Source organism: Neisseria macacae ATCC 33926 (assembly GCF_022749495.1).
GTDB classification, from domain to species: Bacteria; Pseudomonadota; Gammaproteobacteria; order Burkholderiales; family Neisseriaceae; genus Neisseria; species Neisseria macacae.
In genome coordinates this window covers 1,910,428-1,928,945 of sequence record NZ_CP094241.1, presented here as the reverse complement: position 1 = coordinate 1,928,945, position 18,518 = coordinate 1,910,428, and the positions used below count along the sequence as shown (strand labels likewise).

Sequence of the window (18,518 nt, the reverse complement as noted above, 5' to 3'; positions counted from 1 at the left end):
TTTGCGCGGATGTAATGTGGTGCGATGTTTGAGGTGTGTTTCATAGTGGATTAACTTTAAACCAGTACGGCGTTGCCTCGCCTTGTCCTGATTTAAAGTTAATCCACTATATTTTACTACACTATGACGGTATGGTTCGGCATCTGCTTTAAGCCGGGAGTGCCCGGGGTATGGTTGGTTTGCAAAAAGGTCGTCTGAAACTTTTCAGACGACCTTTGGCTATAAACGGATTTATTGGGTGCTGATAATCCGGTTGATCTGCCATTCAAGAAACGGCGTATATGCCGAGGCGCGGCGGATAATGGCTTGGTCTTCGTTATCCGGCGTGCTTGGGCGGCTTTCGGCGGTTTGGATGTTTTTGTTGTCCCATTTGTGGAATGCTTTGCTGTGTTGATGATAGAAACCGCGTTCGGTAATGATGACTTCGGGGTTGTAGCCGTAGCCGCACCATGCGGAATCGGGTTGCGGGGCGGTGAGGTTGCAGCCGGTTTGGTAGTAGCGCGATTTGGACAGGCTTAAGTTGTAGAGGGTCGGCAGGATGTCTTTGTGCGAACCTGCGCGTTCGGGATGGTATTCGGCGCTGCCGCGGTAGGCTTGCGGGACGTAAAGGTAGAAGGGGACGCTGTGGCCGAGTGCGGCATCGGCGGATTCGGGATAGCCGATGGCGCGCATATTGTGGTCGCCGGTGGCGGCGATAATGGTGTCGGGCGCGATGGTTTTCACTTTGCCGATAAAGCGGCCGAGTTGGTCGTTGCTGTATCGGAAGGTGTTGAAAATTTCATTCAGCTCTTTGCCTGAGGCGAGGTTGGCAAGGCGTTTTTGCTCTTGTTCGTCCAAACGGAAGTTTTTCGCCTGATGCGGCGCGGGCAGGCGGTAGGGCGGATGGTTTGTCACGGACATCATCATGATGAATACGGGCGTGCCGTTTTTTTCGGCGCGCGCGAGTTCTTCTTCGGCATAACGGAACATGAATTCGTCGGGTACACCCCATGTGTCGGATTTTGCTTCGGGATAGTGGGTTTTGAGGGTGTTTTCATCGATGATTTCGTTGACGCCCAAGTGCCGCAGGAAGGTGTCGAAATCGCGCCAGCCGCCGTTGCCCGCCGTAATATAGACGACGCGGTAGCCGGCATCGAGATAGGGTTTGAACATATTGCCGGGGAAGGTTTTGTTTTTGGCAAGGGATTGGCTGAGGTTGAGGCGCGGGCTGCGGACGAAGAAGCGGTGCAGGGTGTCGCTGGTGCCGTCTCCCTCGGAAACGAATTTGCGGTACACCCAGTCTTGCTGCCAGTGTTTGACCAGTTCGCCCAAGAGGTCCCGTTCGGGATTGTCCATGTTCAAGAGATGCGCACTCATGCTTTCCATGACGGTGAGAACGACGTTGGGACGGTGTTTTTCGACGGCGGCGTTTGCGGCGGTTTGGGCAAAGAGCTGCGTCAAGTCGGCGTCAGTTTTTTTATCGAGCAGGGTGCTGATGAGCCGGCTGCCGTCTTCATCGGAGACGGGGTGGAAGTCGTTGCTGTTGCGGTATTCGTTGATTGCCCAGCTTAGGGAGGTCAGGGCGTTGGGAACGAGTTTGTTGATTTGCGGTGCGGCGGAAATCTGCATGGCGGTCTGACGCAGGGGGAATTTGCCGAACGAACCGCGTATGCCTGCGGCAAGCGCGAGGACGGGTAAGAGGATGGCGGCAATCCAAGCGGTTTTCCCCCATGAGGTCGTCTGAAAGCGGGTACGGCGGCGGATGAGGCTGAAGATTTTGCCGAAAACGAAAGCTGCGGCAATCAAGGCGACAAGACAGGGGATGACGGGATAGTCCGACCAGACGGTTTTCAGGACAGCGCGGGTATCTTCGTCCGCCAGCCCGAAGACGAAGACGTCAAATTGACGGTCGTAAACGCTGTAATAGAACCAGTTGCCCAGCGCGGCGGCGAAGGCGGTCAGGAAAAGGACGGTTGCGACGGTAGGCAGGAGGCGTAGGGTAAAGGCGGCGGTTTTCTGCGTAGCCAGTCCGAACAGCCCGATCAGGAAGGGGAAGGCGGCGGCAACGGAGGCGATTTTGATGTCGAACAGCAGCCCTTTGACAAACAAAGCCGCCAAGTCGCCCGAATAACGGCTGCGGATGTCGTCTGAAACGAAATGGTGCAGCATGAAGAAACGTTCGGCGGAGAAAACGGCGATGATGGATGCCCATAAAATCAGGCAGATGAGGAGGGTTTTCCGATAGGCGGTAAGGCGGGTCATCATAATTGGCGGGTAAGATGGGTTGGATGTAAATTTATATCAAATTGGGTAAGGTGTGATTTTACGGTTTAGCGGTATGGCTTTCAAGATATGGCAAAGGATTATCGGGAATAGGAGGGGCTTCAGACGCTGCTTTATTAGGCGTTTCTATGCAACTTCGTTGGCGTAGGAAGGGTCGCGCCACTGTATAGGTATTTGGATTTTTGTTAAACCGGTTTGGGCGGTTTTATAGTGGATTAAATTTAAATCAGGACAAGGCGACGAAGCCGCAGACAGTACGGATAGTACGGCAAGGCGAGGTAACGCCGTCCTGGTTTAAAGTTAATCCACTATAAAGGAAAAAGGTCGTCTGAAAACCTTCATCTTCCGCTTTCAGACGACCTTTGATGCGATGGCTGCCGTTTACAGCACTGATTTCACAGTATCCACCACATTTTCCACGGTAAAGCCGAATTCTTTGAACAGCAGTTCGGCAGGGGCAGATTCGCCGAAGCGGTTGATGCCGACGACTGCGCCGTTCAGTCCGACATATTTGTACCAGCCGTCGGCGTGTCCGGCTTCTACGGCGATGCGCGACAGGCCTTCGGGCAGGACGGCGGCTTTATAGGCGGCGTCTTGGCGGTCGAACACGTTGGTGGACGGCATGGAAACGACGCGCACGGCGATGTTTTGCGCGGCGAGGGCTTTTTGCGCTTCTAAAGCCAGTTCGACTTCGGAACCGGTGGCTATGATGACGGCTTGGGCATTGCCTTGGGCTTCGCTGATGACGTAGCCGCCGCGTTTGATGTCGTTCAGTTGTTGTTCGTTGCGCGCTTGGAATTTCAGGTTTTGACGGCTGAAAATCAGGCAGGACGGATGGTCTTCGGCTTTTACCGCTTCCGCCCATGCCACCAGCGATTCGGCGGTGTCGCACGGACGCCATACGTCCATGTTCGGAATCAGGCGCAGGGTGGCGGTTTGCTCGATGGGTTGGTGGGTCGGGCCGTCTTCGCCGAGGCCGATGGAATCGTGGGTGAAGACGAAGACGGGGTTGATTTTCATCAGCGCCGCCATGCGCAGGGCGTTGCGTTCGTATTCGCTGAACATCAGGAAAGTCGCGCCGAAGGGTTTCACGCCGCCATGCAGGGCAAGGCCGTTCATGATGGCACCCATGCCGAACTCGCGCACGCCGTAGTGGATGTAGTTGCCGCCTTTGTCGCGGGTAACGGAGACGCTGCCCGACCAGTCGGTCAGGTTGGACGGGGTCAGGTCGGCAGAACCGCCCACCAGTTCAGGCAGCTCTTTAGCGAGGATTTCGATGCTGTTTTGGCTGGCTTTGCGGGTGGCGATGGTTTCGGCTTTGGCACACACTTCTTTCAAGGCCGTCTGAATATAGGCATCGAAGTTTTCCGGCAGTTTTTTATCCATGCGGCGCACGAATTCTGCGGCTTCGGCGGGATATTTGGCTTGGTATTGCGCGAACAGCCCGTTCCATTCCGCTTCCAGTTTTGCGCCTTGTTCTTTCGCGCTCCATGCGTTGTAGATTTCTTGCGGAATTTCAAAGGCGGGGTAAGTCCAGCCCAAATGTTTGCGCGTGGCTTCGATTTCGTCCGCGCCCAAAGGTGCGCCGTGGGTTTTGTGGCTGCCTTCTTTGTTGGCGCTGCCTTTGCCGATTAAGGTTTTGCAGCAGATGAGGGACGGTTTGCCGGTTTCAGCGCGGGCGGCTTCGATGGCGGCTTGAATGGCGGCGGTGTCGTGGCCGTTTACGTTGGGAACGACATGCCAGCCGTAGCTTTCAAAGCGTTGCGGGATGTTTTCGGTAAACCAGCCGTCCACTTTGCCGTCGATGGAAATATTGTTGTCATCATACAAAACAATCAGTTTGCCCAAGCCCAAGGTGCCGGCAAGCGAACAGGCTTCGTGCGATACGCCTTCCATCATGCAGCCGTCGCCCATGAAGACATAGGTGTAATGATCGACGATGTTCAAACCGTCTTTATTAAATTCGGCGGCAAGGATTTTTTCCGCCAATGCCATACCCACCGCGTTGGCAATGCCTTGTCCCAACGGACCGGTCGTGGTTTCCACGCCATCGGTGTAGCCGTATTCGGGGTGGCCGGGGGTTTTGCTGTGCAATTGGCGGAAGTTTTTCAGGTCTTCAATGCTCAGGTTGTAGCCGGTCAGGTGCAACAGGCTGTACAACAGCATGGACGCGTGGCCGTTGGAGAGGATGAAGCGGTCGCGGTTGTAGAATTTGGGGTTGGCGGGGTTGTGGCGCAGGAATTTCGTCCACAATACTTCCGCCATTTCCGCCATACCCATGGGCGCGCCGGGGTGGCCGGAATTTGCTTTTTGAACGGCATCGGCCGAGAGGAAACGGATTGCGTTTGCCAGTTGAGACATTTTGTACCTTCCTTGCTGTATTGGTTTGAAACGGTAACGGTAAAGAAAATCCCGTTGATTATCGCCCGATTCGGGCAGGCTTTCAAGGATATGGGCGGCTTTCAGACGACCTTTCCGTCTATCAGAAGGACAACTTCAAACCGGTACGGCATCGGTTTCGCATTGTCCTGTTTTAAAAATTGTCCGCATAAGGGGTCGTCTGAAACAGGCAAAGCAGATGAGATTAACTGTTATTCCGTTTTGAAACAGTAGTTTATAAATTTTTATCAGAGATATAGCGATTCGCTATAAACATAGCATCATCGGTTATATGCAACTGCTTGAATATCGCTGATTTCAGACTTGGGCAACGGAAAAATCAAAACGGGTGGCATATAAAAGCCAAGTAGGGCTTTTTGCTTTGGTCAAGTTCAAATGATATGATTCCGACGCATATAAAAGGTCGTCTGAAAAACCAATCAAACCAGTAATCAGAATAAAAGACCTGCGCGCAAACACACGAAGGAACACTGAAAAATGTCAACAGAAAACCAAGCCGAAAACGCTGTGTCAGAAGAAAAAAACGCTGCCTCGAAAGAGCAGTCCGAGAAACCGGCAAAAACCGCTCCGCCCAAACCCTCAAAACCCAAATCCAGCGTCATCCAAATCCATCCCGAAGGCGAACGCATCCATCCGAAAAAAGCGGAAGGGCGGTTCGCCAAATTGCGTATAGCCGCCGTATTGGCGACGCAGTTTGTGTTTTATGTGATTCCGTGGTTCAACTGGAGCGACCGTCAGGCGGTACTCTTCAATATTCCGGACCGGCATTTCTTCATTTTCGGGCTGTCGTTGGGTATGGGCGACTTGATTTACCTTGCCCTGCTGCTGATGATTTGCGCCTTCGGGCTGTTTTGGTGGACGACGATTGCCGGACGCTTGTGGTGCGGCTATTCCTGCCCGCAGACGGTTTACACCGAAATCATGCTTTGGATCGACAACTTGGTCGAAGGCGACCGCAACAAACGCCTGAAGCTGGAAAAATCGCCGTGGAATTTTACTAAAATCCGCATCAAAGCAACTAAAGCCCTGCTGATTTTCCTTGTCTGCGCGTGGACAGGCATTACCTTTGCGGGCTGGTTTGTCCCGATCCGCCAGTTCGTTCCCGACTTGTTTGCCGGAGTGGCAGGCGGCGGCGCAATGTTTGCCGCAGCGTTTTACGGCTTCATGACCTTCTTCTTTGCCCACGTTATGCGTGAGAAAGTGTGCCTGCATATGTGTCCGTATGCACGCTTCCAAAGCGCGATGTTCGACAAAGACACGCTGATTATTTCTTACGATACCGAACGCGGCGAACCGCGCGGCGCGCGCAAGAAAACCGCCAACAAAGAAGACAGCGGATTGGGCGACTGCATCAACTGCACCATGTGCGTACAGGTCTGTCCCGTCGGTATCGATATCCGCGACGGTTTGCAGTATCAATGTATCGGCTGTGCGGCGTGTATTGATGCCTGCGACGAAATCATGGATAAAATGGGTTATCCGCGCGGTTTGATACGCTATACGACCGAAGGCGCGTTGGAACACGAATATCCTGAAAGCGACATCAAAAAACGCTTGAAACGTCCGCGTGTGGCGGGATACGGCGCTGTTTTGCTGGTGGTTATTATTGCTTTCTTGGTCGGACTTTCCACCCGCAAAATGGTCGAAGTCGATATTTTGAAAGACCGCGGCGTGATGGTGCGCGAAAACAGCAAAGGTTGGCTGGAAAACGCATACAACCTGCGCATTATCAACAATAGTGAAAACGAACAAGTGATGACTGCGGCAGTCAAAGGCTTTGAAGAAATTGCCCTGACCGGATTGCCGGAAGGCGGCGTGAAAATCGCACCGCGCCAAACGTTGACCATCCCTGTCCAAGTTTCCACCATTCCCGAATACGCCGACAAGGGCAGCCATCCGATTGAGTTTACCTTCACTTATCGCGAAACCGGCAAAGCAGATGGCAAACCTACTATCTTGGAAGAAGAAGCAACCTTTATCGGAGAATAAAACGTGTCCGAGCAAAAACAAGTCAAACCTTGGTACAAACACATTTGGCCGTGGGTGTTGATGGCGGGTCCTATTTTCGTCGTGATTGCCAGTGTCGCCATGTTCTTCGTCGCCAAAGAACATGCAACCGATTTGGTAACGGACGACTATTACAAAGACGGCAAACACATCGACATCCAGCTTCACCGCGATGAAGAGGCAGTGAAGCGGCATATGCAGGTGCAAGTGCTGATCAGTCCGGATAAGGATGCGGCCAAAGTGTTTGTCAGTGGGGAATTCGATCCCAAGCAGCCTTTGAATCTCCTTTTGATGCACCCGACTAAAAAATCGGAAGACCAAACCGTCAAATTGCACCCCGTCAGTGCGGAAATCCAAAACGGTCGTATGGAGTATGAAGCGACTTTCAAACCCCTGCCGCCGACCAACCACTGGTATCTGCGCGTGGAAGATACCTCGGGTGTTTGGCGGGTGGAGGATAAATGGATAGTCAGTCAAGGCAATGCAATCAATCTGACCCCTATGAACAAGTTGTTTGAGAACGCCAATCAGAAGCCGAAAGATTCAGGACAATAGTTTGACAGGCTCAAAAGGTCGTCTGAAAAATTTCAGACGACCTTCATGTTGTAAGGTTTGTGATGATGTTGGTGCAAATATAGTGGATTAACTTTAAACCAGTACGGCGTTGCCTCGCCTTAGCTCAAAGAGAACGATTCTCTAAGGTGCTGAAGCACCAAGTGAATCGGTTCCGTACTATCTGTACTGTCTGCGGCTTCGTCGCCTTGTCCTGATTTAAATTTAATCCACTATAAAGCGGGTAGGGCAGTATCGGTTGTAAACGTAGCTGAATGACTGCTAAGGCAGGATAACCGTTTTCAGACGACCCCGGTCGTCATGAAAGTAACAAGGACAAGGTATGAGCAAACGCTGGCGCAGGCTGACGGACAACGAAATCAAAATGGCAAAGCTGATTTTTGCCGACAGCATTGATTACGCCCGCGTCAAAATCTATCAAGGCATTCCTTGCCTGCCGACCATGCAGGTTGCCGTTTCGCCCAACGGGAACATCTATTTCCCGCGCAATAACTGTCCTGACGACTTTGCCCTCGCTTCCGAGTCCCATCAAATATGGATGATTCATGAATTGACCCATGTTTGGCAGTACCAGCAAGGATTTAAAACCTGGTTGGGCGGATTGTTTTTGTTCGTCAGCGGAGGCTACCGCCGCCGCCGTGCCTATCTCTATCCCAATCTGTCTGATATTTATCATTTCGGTATGCTGAATATGGAGCAGCAGGCGGATTTATTGGCGCATTATTACGCGTCGTGTTATCTAAAAGGCAACATATACAACGCCCAAAATCAAACCTTTCAAAAGATTTTAAAGTCGTTTATCGACGACCCGTGCCAAAAAGAATGGCTGCCTCAATGCAGGTTTTATCGAAAAAACAAACGGACTTGAAGGCTTTTGCTGTCTGAAAGATGGTGAAAACATATGCTTTCAGACAGACAAGTCCGTTATAATAGGCAAATTAACTATCATAACCACATCAAAGGTAAATCATGCCTTGGAACATACCGATTTTTCTGACTTGGATGCGCGTTTTGCTGATTCCGGTCTTTACTTTGCTGTTTTTCCTGCCAAAAGGGTGGATTGCACCGGAAACCGTCAATTGGACTGCCGCTATCATTTTCGCACTCGCAGCCGTAACCGATTGGTTTGACGGATTTTTAGCAAGGCTTTGGAAACAAACCTCCGATTTCGGCGCCTTCCTCGATCCTGTTGCGGATAAATTGATGGTAGCGACCGCATTATTGCTGCTGGTCAGCCTTGGCCGTACTTATGTTATCTTCGCCATCATCATCATCGGCAGGGAAATTACCATTTCCGCCTTGAGGGAATGGATGGCGCAAATGGGCAGGCGCAGCAGCGTTGCCGTTGCCACGATCGGCAAATTTAAAACCGCCGCGCAAATGGTTGCCATATTTTTATTGCTCTTAGCCTCCAATCGATTTGACAATATTTTTTACCTGACAGGTAACATATTGATGTTTATCGCATCTGTATTAACCCTCTGGTCAATGTTCTATTATCTGAAAATGGCGTGGCAGGAAATCAAATAAAAAATAAAACAAACCCCTTGACGACAAGTTTTAAATCCATAATAATTGCGTCTTCTTCAGAAACAGCAGCAAGAAACAGACATTCGGCGGGAATAGCTCAGTTGGTAGAGCGCAACCTTGCCAAGGTTGAGGTCGCGAGTTCGAGACTCGTTTCCCGCTCCAAACGAATCCTGTCTTAAGTTGCTATAAAGTTTCTCCGATGCGGGAATAGCTCAGTTGGTAGAGCGCAACCTTGCCAAGGTTGAGGTCGCGAGTTCGAGACTCGTTTCCCGCTCCACAGTTTAATTTTCAGATGTGCCCCATGCGGGAATAGCTCAGTTGGTAGAGCGCAACCTTGCCAAGGTTGAGGTCGCGAGTTCGAGACTCGTTTCCCGCTCCATCGTTCAGGCACATTTGGATATGCGGGAATAGCTCAGTTGGTAGAGCGCAACCTTGCCAAGGTTGAGGTCGCGAGTTCGAGACTCGTTTCCCGCTCCAGTTTGAACACTACCTGGTAGTTTGTTTGGCGAGATAGCAAAGTGGTAATGCAGCGGATTGCAAATCCGTGGACGCCGGTTCGATTCCGACTCTCGCCTCCACTCATTTCATGGCGGGGTGGCAGAGTGTTTATGCTATAAGGGGTGCAACCCTTATATAGGCCGGTTCAAATCCGCGCCCCCGCCTCCAAATTTCAATATAAAACAGTCTGCGCCCGGGTGGTGAAATAGGTAGACACAACGGACTTAAAATCCGTCGGCCCTAAACCGGCCGTGCCGGTTCGATTCCGGCTCCGGGCACCAATAAATCTATGAATTTATTGAATAATCTAAGACTCTAAATTACCAAAAGACAGCTTATAATTCAGGCTGTCTTTTTGCTTTGTGTCCAATTTGTGTCCAACTTGTGACCTTTACACAATGTAATTGCATGAAATCAAATACCTAAGGAAAAGCCCTGAAAACCGGACAAGTTTTCAGGGCTTAATTTTATATTCTACACTTGTTTACACGCTAAAGGCTTGAAAAATAAAATGTAGTTTTAAGTAATAACTGTTCTCATTGATGTAAGTCAAAAAAATATCGGGTAAACGTTCACATCTCCGCCAATCGTTACACTTCATAGAGCTAAAGTGCTATTCTGCAAAGGTAAATTTCTTCTACCTATAAATTCTATCTGACAAATTAGGAGCTTGATATGTCAACCGATGTACAGCAACGCCCTGCCGCTTGGGAAGGTTTTGTCGGCGGTAATTGGGAAACCAATGTCGACGTGCGCGATTTTATTCAGAAAAACTACACGCCTTATGAAGGCGATGCGTCTTTCCTCGCACCTGCGACCGAGGCTACGACCAAATTGTGGGCGGACGTGATGGAAGGCATCAAAGTCGAAAACCGCACGCACGAACCCTACAAAATTGACGCGCAAGTCGTGTCCGGCATTACCAGCCATGCGCCGGGTTATATCAATAAAGATTTGGAAACCATCGTCGGCCTGCAAACAGATGAGCCTCTGAAACGCTCGATCATGCCGTTCGGCGGTTTGAAAATGGTACAAGACGCGTGCAAAGTGTACAACGTCGAGTTGAACCCCGAAGTTAGCGAAATCTTCACCAAATACCGTAAAACCCACAACCAAGGTGTGTTTGACGTTTATACGCCCGACATCCGCCGTTGCCGTAAATCAGGCGTGATTACCGGCTTGCCGGACGCTTACGGTCGTGGTCGCATCATCGGCGACTACCGCCGCGTGGCATTGTACGGTATCGACTTCTTGATGAAAGACAAACTCAACCAGTTCAACTCGCTGCAAGCCGATTTGGAAAACGGCGTGGATTTGGAAGAAGTTATCCGCCGCCGCGAAGAAATCAACGAACAATACAAAGCCTTGGGTCAAATGAAAGAAATGGCAGCCTCTTACGGCTACGACATTTCCGGCCCTGCGAAAAATGCACAAGAAGCCATCCAATGGACTTACTTCGGCTACCTTGCCGCCGTTAAATCGCAAAACGGCGCCGCCATGTCGTTCGGTCGCGTGTCTTCATTCTTGGACATCTACATCGAGCGCGACCTGAAAAACGGCGTAATTACCGAAACCCAAGCGCAAGAATTTATCGACCATTTGGTGATGAAACTGCGTATGGTTCGTTTCCTGCGTACGCCCGAATACGACCAACTCTTCTCCGGCGACCCGATTTGGGCAACCGAATCCATCGGCGGTATGGGTTTGGATGGACGCACGCTGGTAACCCGTACCAACTTCCGCGTGCTGCACACCCTGTACAACATGGGTCCGTCTCCCGAACCGAACATCACTGTGTTGTGGTCCGAACAACTGCCGCAAGGCTTTAAAGAGTTTTGTGCCAAAGTGTCCATCGACACCTCGTCCATCCAATACGAAAACGACGATTTGATGCGTCCGGACTTCAACAGCGACGACTACGCCATTGCCTGCTGCGTCAGCCCGATGGTGGTCGGCAAACAAATGCAGTTCTTCGGCGCACGCGCCAACTTGGCGAAAACCCTGCTGTACGCAATCAACGGCGGCGTGGACGAAAAATCCAAAGACCAAGTTGGTCCGAAAACCGAACCGATTATGGACGAAGTCTTGGACTACGACACTGTCTTTGCGCGCATGGACAAATTCATGGATTGGTTGGCAACCCAATACGTTACCGCGCTGAACATCATTCATTACATGCACGACAAATACAGCTACGAAGCCGCGTTGATGGCGCTGCACGACCGCGACGTGAAACGCACTATGGCCTGCGGTATCGCCGGTTTGTCTGTGGCCGCCGACTCGCTGTCCGCCATCAAATACGCCAAAGTCAAACCGATTCGCGACGAAAACGGTATTGCCGTTGACTTTGAAATCGAAGGCGAATACCCGCAGTTCGGTAACAACGACGACCGCGTGGATGATATTGCCTGCGACTTGGTGGAACGCTTTATGAAAAAAGTGGCGACCCACAAAACTTACCGCAACGCGACGCCGACCCAGTCCGTGCTGACCATTACCTCCAACGTCGTGTACGGCAAAAAAACCGGCAACACGCCTGACGGCCGCCGCGCAGGCGCACCGTTCGGTCCGGGCGCCAACCCGATGCACGGCCGCGATGTCAACGGCGCCGTCGCTTCGCTGACCTCCGTAGCCAAACTGCCGTTTGAATTTGCCAAAGACGGTATTTCCTACACCTTCTCCATCGTGCCGGGTGCATTAGGTAAAGACGAAAATTCCCGCGAACGCAACCTCGCAGGCCTGATGGATGGTTACTTCCACCACGAAGAAGGAGAAGTGGAAGGCGGTCAACACCTGAACGTCAACGTATTGACCCGCGAAACGCTGGAAGACGCGATGAACAATCCGGACAAATATCCGCAACTGACCATCCGCGTGTCCGGTTACGCCGTACGCTTCAACTCGCTGACCCGAGAACAGCAGCTTGACGTGATTACCCGTACCTTTACACAAACCATGTAAAGCAAAGGGTTTACAGTAAACCAAGCCGGGGGACGGATTATCCGGAACCCGGCTTGATTTTGCCTGAAGCAATGGTTTGATAATATCAAAATCCAGTGGATTAACTTTAAATCAAGACGACCGAAGGCGGTACAATAGAGTTATCATTAAAACCCATTTACCTATTTAAAAACAGCCCATAAACTTCTCACAACAGGGAACGCAATGCCCGCATATTAATCCAATAAGAAGAACCCTCTGCAACACAAAAACAAGTTTTCAGACGACCCCAATATCCGGTACATCAGACACCATGCAGACATCCATCGCCATCAACCCCGAAATACCCGCCCCCGCCAAAGACCTCGGACACCGCCATTACAACGGCAAAGGCATCGTCCATTCCGTAGAATCCTGCGGCGCAGTGGACGGTCCCGGGTTGCGCTACGTCCTCTTTCTGCAAGGCTGCCTCATGCGCTGCCTCTACTGCCACAACCGCGACACATGGGACTTGCACACCGAACAAGCCCAAGAAATGACCGTGCCCGAAGTCATGAAGCAAGTCATGTCCTACCGCCACTACCTGCGCGCCACAGGCGGCGGCGTTACCGCCACAGGCGGCGAACCGCTCCTGCAATACGAATTCGTACGCGACTGGTTCACCGCCTGCCAAGAACACGACATCCACACCTGCCTCGACAGCAACGGCTACGCCCTGCATTACGATTCCATCCTCGACGACCTGCTCGACCATACCAACCTCGTCATGCTCGATTTAAAACAAATCAACCCCGAAATCCACAAAGTCCTCGTCGGCATCCCCAACACCAAAACCCTCAAATTTGCCCACTACCTCGCCGAACGCAAACAGCCCGCACGCGTCCGCTACGTCGTCGTCCCAGGCTATACCGACGACGACCGTTCCGCCCACCTGCTCGGCGAATTCATCGCAGACATGGACAACGTCGAAATGGTCGAACTCCTTCCTTATCACGAACTGGGCGCGCACAAATGGGCATTGTGCGGCGACACCTACAAACTCACCGGCGTACATCCGCCCCCCAAAGAAACCATCCTCAAAATCAAATCAATTTTAGAAAGTTACGGCAAAAACATTATTTATTGAGTTCAAATCCAAAAGGGTCGTCTGAAAATGAAATATTCGCTTTCAGACGACCTTTTCGCCGTTCATCCCATTTGTTGCAGCCCATTGCATCAATCAGTTACCATATAAATCTATTGTCATTTTAGACCTTCAGTCGCAATCTTTGGGCTAAGTTGAGACAACGTGGTATCGGTTCAAACTTGGATTACTAGAGCATTCTTATCTTTAAAATTTATAGTGGATTAAAATTGCAATGATACGGCGTTGCCAACGCCCTTATGTACTACCCGTACACGGCGGGCGTTGCCGCCTTGTCTCATTTTTATTTTAATCCACTATAATTGAGGAAAGAGCAGTATGATGAAAAAGTTTTTATATGTGTTTTTACTTTTTATACCCTTGTCAGCCTATTCAGGGACATATCGAGTAAGCAAAACAGGGCTATTGCTTCAGACAAAGCATTTGAAAAATGGAAATATACAATTCGATATATATAACCCGCGCAATTCAGGGAAAAATTCTTTGATGCAAGGCGTGGCAAAATTAAAATCAGGGGATTTGGAAATTGATACAGATGAAGAAACGGGTGTGGGTTATGATGTAGATGAATATATTCATGATAAAAATCAATGCTTCATATCGATACGCCTGGATGTAGAAAAGGGTAAGAAAGGCTCGTTAAAGACCTCATGTCCGAAACAAAATGAATTAAGACATCTTAATCTTCCAATTTTGAAAATTAAATAGGTGTAACCAGTGGCGGGGTTGAAACCCACCATTTAAAAAGGTCGTCTGAAAACCCTGTTTCAGGTTTTCAGACGACCTTTCGTCTTTATTTTTCGTTTTGTTTGTACCAGTTGATGAATTCGTCCGGTTTGGCGAAGCCGAGCAAGGGGTCGCTGCGGCGGCCGTCGGCGTGGATGGCGAAAATGCCCGGCGGGCCGTAGATTCCGTATTCTTTATAGAGTGCCTGATGTTCGGGCGTGTTGGCGGTTACGTCGATTTGGAAGAAGCGTTCCATATCGACGGCTTCATGCACTTGCGGCTGGTTGAGCGTGTAGTTTGCCATTTCTTTGCAGGAAATACACCAGTCGGCGTAGAAATCCAAAACGACGGGTTTGTCGGGGTTGGCTCTCAATGCGGCGTCCATGGTGGCTTTGAGTTCGGCGACGTCGGTGAACATTTTGCCGTGGTCGGTGGTTTTGCCTGCTTCGGACGGGGGAGAGAGCGTCAGGAAGTGGTGCAGGGCGGTGGTTTGTTTGTTTGCGCTTTGCCAGCCGAACCATGCGCCGCCGATGATGAGTAGGAAGCCTAAAACGGAGGCTGCGGTTTTCAGACGACCTTTTTGTTTGCCGGATTTAACCAGCAACATGACGGCAGGGACGATCATGAGCAGGGTGTAAAGCGCGACCACGAGGTAGTAGGGCAGGTGCGGTGTGGCGAGATAGACGGCTACGGCAAGCAGGATGAAGCCGAAGGCGTATTTGATGCCGTTCATCCAGTCGCCTGCTTTGGGCAGGACGTGGCCGCCGAATGTGCCGATGAGGATCAGCGGAACGCCGGTGCCGAGTGCCAAGACATACAGCGCCAGTCCGCCCAAAACGGCATCACCGGTTTGTCCGATATAGCCCAAGGCGAATCCGAGCGGCGGGGCGACGCAGGGGCCGACGATCAGCGCGGAGAGTATGCCCATGACGAAGACGGAGAAGATTTTGCCGCCGGAGAGTTTGCTGCTTTGGTTTTGGAAATAGGATTGGACGGCGTTGGGCAGTTGGATGTTGAAGAGTCCGAACATGGAAAGCGCGAGGACGACCATCAGACCTGCGGCGGCAAGGACGACCCATGCCTGTTGCAGCCATACGGTCAGAAGCGCGCCCGTCAAGCCTGCGATGACGCCGACCAGCGTGTAGGTCAGTGCCAAACCTTGCACATACGCTACGGACAGAGCGAAAGCGCGGCCTTTGCCGGCGGTTTTATCGCCGACAATAATGCTGGAAACAATCGGCAAAAGCGGATACATACAGGCGGTAAAGCTCAAGAATACCCCTGCGGTAAAAAACGCCAACAGGTTGGCGTTTAATGTGTCCCACGATAATTTGAAGCGGCTGCTGTCGTCGTTTTGCGAGGCTTTAGGCGCGGCGGCGGGGGATGGTTTGGCGGAATCGGGTTGCAGGAAGCGGTCTTTGGCGGATATGGGTTCGTCGCTTTGCGGCTGGTACAGGCCGTTACCATTAATCTCGAAAGAAGTGTCCACAGGCGGGTAACATACGCCGGCTTCGGCACAACCTTGATAAGTCAGCGTCAGCTTGTAGGTCGGCGCGGCTTTTTTGTAAGGCCAGTTGACCTGAGCGGCGCGGTGGAACACGGTTTGTTTGCCGAAAAACTCATCTTCTTTGGCTTCGCCTTTGCTGAAAACGGGTTCGCCCAATACGCCTTCAGGCGCGGTGGCGGCGACGATTTTCGATTGGTACATATAGTAGCCGTCGGCGATTTTGAATTCGACGTTGATGCCTTTGTCGGTAACGTTCACTTGCGGCACGAACGCTTTTTCAGGCGGCAGCAAATCGTCGGCGTTTACAGCGAACGCGCTGGAACACAGGGCAAAAAAGGCGGTAAAGAAGTAAAGGAGTTTTTTCATGGCGTCTTCTCAGTGGAAGGGTTGAACAGGCGCATTATAAACGCAGCAGCCGTTTATAGGCCTTAATTTATATTAAAAGCAGCGATTGTTTTTTATAGTGGATTAACTTTAAACCAGTACGGCGTTGCCTCGCCTTAGCTCAAAGAGAACGATTCTCTAAGGTGCTGAAGCACCAAGTGAATCGGTTCCGTACTATCTGTACTGTCTGCGGCTTCGTCGCCTTGTCCTGATTTAAAGTTAATCCACTATATCGTTGCGAGGGGGAATTATCGGACTGCTTGATAGATGATGCCCGTCGGATTGTCTCTTTTTCATAGTCGATTGGAACGGGAAAGGTCGTCTGAAAACTGATTTTCCGGTTTTCAGACGACCTTTCCGATTTTTTTGCTTGTTTAAGGATAAGCAATATAGGCGTAAGCCGAGTGGTTGTGTATCGACTCGAAGTTTTCGCTTTCGACGATGAAGCTTTCGATACGTCCGTCGGCAATCAGCGCGGTGGCTACGTCGCGCACCATGTCTTCCACGAATTTCGGGTTTTCATAGGCTTTTTCGGTAACGTATTTTTCATCGGGGCGTTTGAGCAGGCCGTAAAGCTGGCAGCTTGCCTGCGCTTCGACACAGTCGATGATTTCCTCGATACCGACTTCGGCGTTGGCGGTCAGGCTGACGGTAACGTGTGAACGTTGGTTGTGCGCGCCGTATTGGGAAATTTCTTTGGAACACGGGCACAACGAGGTTACGGGCACCATGACTTTCAAATTGTGGCTGTATGCGCCGTTTTTGATTTCGCCCGTCAGGGTAACGTCGTAGTCCAGCAGGGATTGGATGCCGGAAACAGGGGCGGATTTTTTGCGGAAGAAGGGGAAGGAAACGCTGATTTTGCCGGAATGAGAGTTTAAAAGCGCGACCATTTCGGCGGTGAGTTTGTGCAGCCTGTCGAAATCCAAAGCCTCGGTTTGTTGTTCCATCAACGCCACGAAGCGCGACATATGCGTACCTTTTTGGTCGGCGGGCAGGAAAACCGTCATGGTCAGGCGGGCGACGGTGGATTGGCTGCTTTCGGCGGTATTTAAAGTAATCGGAAAGCGCAAGTCTTTAATACCGACCTGGTTAATCGGCAGATTGCGTAAATCTCGGCTGGATTGCACGTCTGCAATGGCGTTCATGCGTTGTTTGTCCTTAATTGTCGGATTGTTGGGGTGTGTGTCGTTTGGAAACGGATTCATGCCGTCCGTTTTGCAAATGCGAGATTATATCACTTGCAAACCGTGTCCGCATTGATTGTTTCTATTTTTCGGATAGTGATAAAATCCTGAATTATTCACATCTTTACAAGGTCGAACCGAGATGAAATTCGCCACCAAAGCCATCCATTCCAGCTACGATTGCGACGAACACAACCGCGCGCTGATGCCGCCGATTTATCAGAACAGTATGTTCGCGCTGCACGAAATCGGCGAGCAGGTTCCCTACCGCTATTCGCGCCTGAGCAATCCGACCCGTCAGGTTTTGGAAGACACGGTTGCCGACTTGGAACACGGAGCGGCGGGTTTTGCCTTTTCCAGCGGCATGGCGGGCATCGATGCCGTGTGGCGTACCTTCCTGCGTCCGGGCGATACCATTGTCGCCGTCGCCGATATTTACGGCGGCGCGTATGACTTGTTGGTTGACGTCTATAAAGAGTGGGGCGTGAACGTTGTCTTTGCCGATTTGGGCAACCCCAACCGCTTGGACGAACTGCTTGCCGCGCACAAGGTGAAACTGGTTTGGCTGGAAACCCCGTCCAATCCGCTTTTGCGGCTGGTGGACATCAAAGCGCTTGCCGCCAAAGCCCACGCAGCCGGCGCGTTGGTCGGCATCGACAACACCTTCGCCACGCCGTATCTGCAACAGCCGCTGGAAATGGGCTGCGACATCGTGTTCCACTCCGCCACCAAATACCTTTGCGGACACTCCGACGTATTGATGGGCATCGTTGCTGTCAAAACCAAAGAACTGGCAAAACCGTTGCACGACATGATGGTGCATACCGGCGCGATTGCCGGCCCGATGGATTGCTGGCTGGTGTTGCGCGGCATCAAAACGCTCACCTTGCGCATGGAGGCGCACTGCAAAAACGCGCTCGACATCGCCTGCCGCCTCGAAGCCCATCCTGCCGTGGAAAAAGTGTTCTACCCCGGCCTGCCGTCGCACGAACATTACGAACTGGCGAAAACCCAAATGCCCAAAGGCATAGGCGGCGTGGTAACGGTTTATTTGAAAAACGACACGCGCGAAGCGGCAAACAGCGTGATTAAAAACATGAAACTGGTCAAAATGGCGTCCAGCCTCGGCGGCGTCGAAAGTTTGGTCAACCATTGCTATTCCCAGTCCCACAGCGGCGTGCCGCATGATGTGAAAATGGAAATGGGCATCAAAGTCGGCCTGTTGCGCTTCTCCATCGGCATTGAAGACGCGGACGATATTTGGAACGACATTTCCAAGGCTTTGGATTTGACGCTGTAAGATAAAGAGGTCGTCTGAAAAGTGCGTAGCGGGTTTCGCTGAAGCGGTTTCAGACGACCT

Annotated in this window: 12 protein-coding genes and 7 tRNA genes; 15 read left to right on the top strand and 4 right to left on the bottom strand. The window is 51.4% G+C overall.

Going from position 1 to position 18,518, the window contains the following annotated elements:
* Nucleotides 1-231: 231 nt before the first annotated feature.
* Together MON40_RS09255 and tkt are read right to left on the bottom strand one after the other, a co-directional pair.
* Nucleotides 232-2,244 (bottom strand): LTA synthase family protein, encoded by a 2,013-nt coding sequence (locus tag MON40_RS09255; RefSeq protein WP_003777652.1) that lies wholly within the window; start codon nucleotides 2,242-2,244, stop codon nucleotides 232-234.
* Between the two features lie 399 nt (nucleotides 2,245-2,643).
* A complete protein-coding gene (tkt, locus tag MON40_RS09250) occupies nucleotides 2,644-4,623 on the bottom strand; it encodes a transketolase (RefSeq protein ID WP_003777658.1) in 1,980 nt (659 codons plus the stop codon).
* A 516-nt stretch (nucleotides 4,624-5,139) separates the two neighbouring features.
* Between tkt and ccoG the strand changes: the two genes are divergently transcribed.
* The 14 genes from ccoG to MON40_RS09180 all read left to right on the top strand — a co-directional run bounded on the left by ccoG (nucleotide 5,140) and on the right by MON40_RS09180 (nucleotide 14,062).
* Nucleotides 5,140-6,651 (top strand): cytochrome c oxidase accessory protein CcoG, encoded by a 1,512-nt coding sequence (ccoG, locus tag MON40_RS09245; RefSeq protein WP_003777661.1) that lies wholly within the window; start codon nucleotides 5,140-5,142, stop codon nucleotides 6,649-6,651.
* A 60-nt stretch (nucleotides 6,652-6,711) separates the two neighbouring features.
* Nucleotides 6,712-7,224 carry a FixH family protein gene (locus tag MON40_RS09240; protein ID WP_049222620.1) on the top strand — a complete coding sequence of 171 codons (513 nt, stop codon included), beginning with the start codon at nucleotides 6,712-6,714 and terminating at the stop codon, nucleotides 7,222-7,224.
* 340 nt (nucleotides 7,225-7,564) lie between these two features.
* Nucleotides 7,565-8,110, top strand: a complete 546-nt coding sequence (locus MON40_RS09235) for a hypothetical protein (RefSeq protein ID WP_003777663.1) — start codon at nucleotides 7,565-7,567, stop codon at nucleotides 8,108-8,110.
* 101 nt (nucleotides 8,111-8,211) lie between these two features.
* Nucleotides 8,212-8,772 carry a CDP-diacylglycerol--glycerol-3-phosphate 3-phosphatidyltransferase gene (gene pgsA / locus MON40_RS09230; RefSeq protein ID WP_003744331.1) on the top strand — a complete coding sequence of 187 codons (561 nt, stop codon included), beginning with the start codon at nucleotides 8,212-8,214 and terminating at the stop codon, nucleotides 8,770-8,772.
* 86 nt (nucleotides 8,773-8,858) lie between these two features.
* Nucleotides 8,859-8,934, top strand: a tRNA-Gly gene (locus MON40_RS09225).
* A gap of 39 nt (nucleotides 8,935-8,973) precedes the next feature.
* Nucleotides 8,974-9,049 (top strand) — tRNA-Gly (locus tag MON40_RS09220).
* Nucleotides 9,050-9,075: 26 nt separating this feature from the next.
* A tRNA-Gly gene (locus tag MON40_RS09215) sits at nucleotides 9,076-9,151 on the top strand.
* Between the two features lie 22 nt (nucleotides 9,152-9,173).
* Nucleotides 9,174-9,249 (top strand) — tRNA-Gly (locus tag MON40_RS09210).
* A 27-nt stretch (nucleotides 9,250-9,276) separates the two neighbouring features.
* Nucleotides 9,277-9,350 (top strand) — tRNA-Cys (locus MON40_RS09205).
* Between the two features lie 10 nt (nucleotides 9,351-9,360).
* Nucleotides 9,361-9,438 (top strand) — tRNA-Cys (locus MON40_RS09200).
* A 23-nt stretch (nucleotides 9,439-9,461) separates the two neighbouring features.
* A tRNA-Leu gene (locus MON40_RS09195) sits at nucleotides 9,462-9,551 on the top strand.
* Nucleotides 9,552-9,945: 394 nt separating this feature from the next.
* Nucleotides 9,946-12,231 carry a formate C-acetyltransferase gene (gene pflB / locus MON40_RS09190; RefSeq protein ID WP_003777666.1) on the top strand — a complete coding sequence of 762 codons (2,286 nt, stop codon included), beginning with the start codon at nucleotides 9,946-9,948 and terminating at the stop codon, nucleotides 12,229-12,231.
* A gap of 292 nt (nucleotides 12,232-12,523) precedes the next feature.
* Nucleotides 12,524-13,336, top strand: a complete 813-nt coding sequence (gene pflA / locus MON40_RS09185) for a pyruvate formate lyase 1-activating protein (protein WP_003777668.1) — start codon at nucleotides 12,524-12,526, stop codon at nucleotides 13,334-13,336.
* A gap of 336 nt (nucleotides 13,337-13,672) precedes the next feature.
* Nucleotides 13,673-14,062, top strand: coding sequence for a hypothetical protein (locus MON40_RS09180; RefSeq protein ID WP_003777670.1), 390 nt, complete (start codon nucleotides 13,673-13,675; stop codon nucleotides 14,060-14,062).
* 85 nt (nucleotides 14,063-14,147) lie between these two features.
* Here the strand turns inward: MON40_RS09180 and dsbD are convergent, their stop codons facing one another.
* On the bottom strand, nucleotides 14,148-15,953 hold the full coding sequence (gene dsbD, locus MON40_RS09175; RefSeq protein ID WP_003777672.1) for a protein-disulfide reductase DsbD: 1,806 nt from the start codon (nucleotides 15,951-15,953) through the stop codon (nucleotides 14,148-14,150).
* A gap of 392 nt (nucleotides 15,954-16,345) precedes the next feature.
* Entirely contained in the window at nucleotides 16,346-17,119 is a 774-nt protein-coding gene (folE2, locus tag MON40_RS09170; protein ID WP_039862883.1) for a GTP cyclohydrolase FolE2, read from the bottom strand.
* A 181-nt stretch (nucleotides 17,120-17,300) separates the two neighbouring features.
* Between folE2 and MON40_RS09165 the strand changes: the two genes are divergently transcribed.
* Complete coding sequence (locus MON40_RS09165) at nucleotides 17,301-18,458, top strand: trans-sulfuration enzyme family protein (protein ID WP_003777676.1); 1,158 nt, start codon at nucleotides 17,301-17,303, stop codon at nucleotides 18,456-18,458.
* Nucleotides 18,459-18,518: the final 60 nt, after the last annotated feature.

Coding starts and splice junctions, on each gene's coding strand:
- MON40_RS09255 (WP_003777652.1), bottom strand. CDS start 2,244: ATGATGACCCGCCTTACCGCCTATCGGAAAACCCTCCTCATCTGCCTG.
- tkt (WP_003777658.1), bottom strand. CDS start 4,623: ATGTCTCAACTGGCAAACGCAATCCGTTTCCTCTCGGCCGATGCCGTT.
- ccoG (WP_003777661.1), top strand. CDS start 5,140: ATGTCAACAGAAAACCAAGCCGAAAACGCTGTGTCAGAAGAAAAAAAC.
- MON40_RS09240 (WP_049222620.1), top strand. CDS start 6,712: ATGGCGGGTCCTATTTTCGTCGTGATTGCCAGTGTCGCCATGTTCTTC.
- MON40_RS09235 (WP_003777663.1), top strand. CDS start 7,565: ATGAGCAAACGCTGGCGCAGGCTGACGGACAACGAAATCAAAATGGCA.
- pgsA (WP_003744331.1), top strand. CDS start 8,212: ATGCCTTGGAACATACCGATTTTTCTGACTTGGATGCGCGTTTTGCTG.
- pflB (WP_003777666.1), top strand. CDS start 9,946: ATGTCAACCGATGTACAGCAACGCCCTGCCGCTTGGGAAGGTTTTGTC.
- pflA (WP_003777668.1), top strand. CDS start 12,524: ATGCAGACATCCATCGCCATCAACCCCGAAATACCCGCCCCCGCCAAA.
- MON40_RS09180 (WP_003777670.1), top strand. CDS start 13,673: ATGATGAAAAAGTTTTTATATGTGTTTTTACTTTTTATACCCTTGTCA.
- dsbD (WP_003777672.1), bottom strand. CDS start 15,953: ATGAAAAAACTCCTTTACTTCTTTACCGCCTTTTTTGCCCTGTGTTCC.
- folE2 (WP_039862883.1), bottom strand. CDS start 17,119: ATGAACGCCATTGCAGACGTGCAATCCAGCCGAGATTTACGCAATCTG.
- MON40_RS09165 (WP_003777676.1), top strand. CDS start 17,301: ATGAAATTCGCCACCAAAGCCATCCATTCCAGCTACGATTGCGACGAA.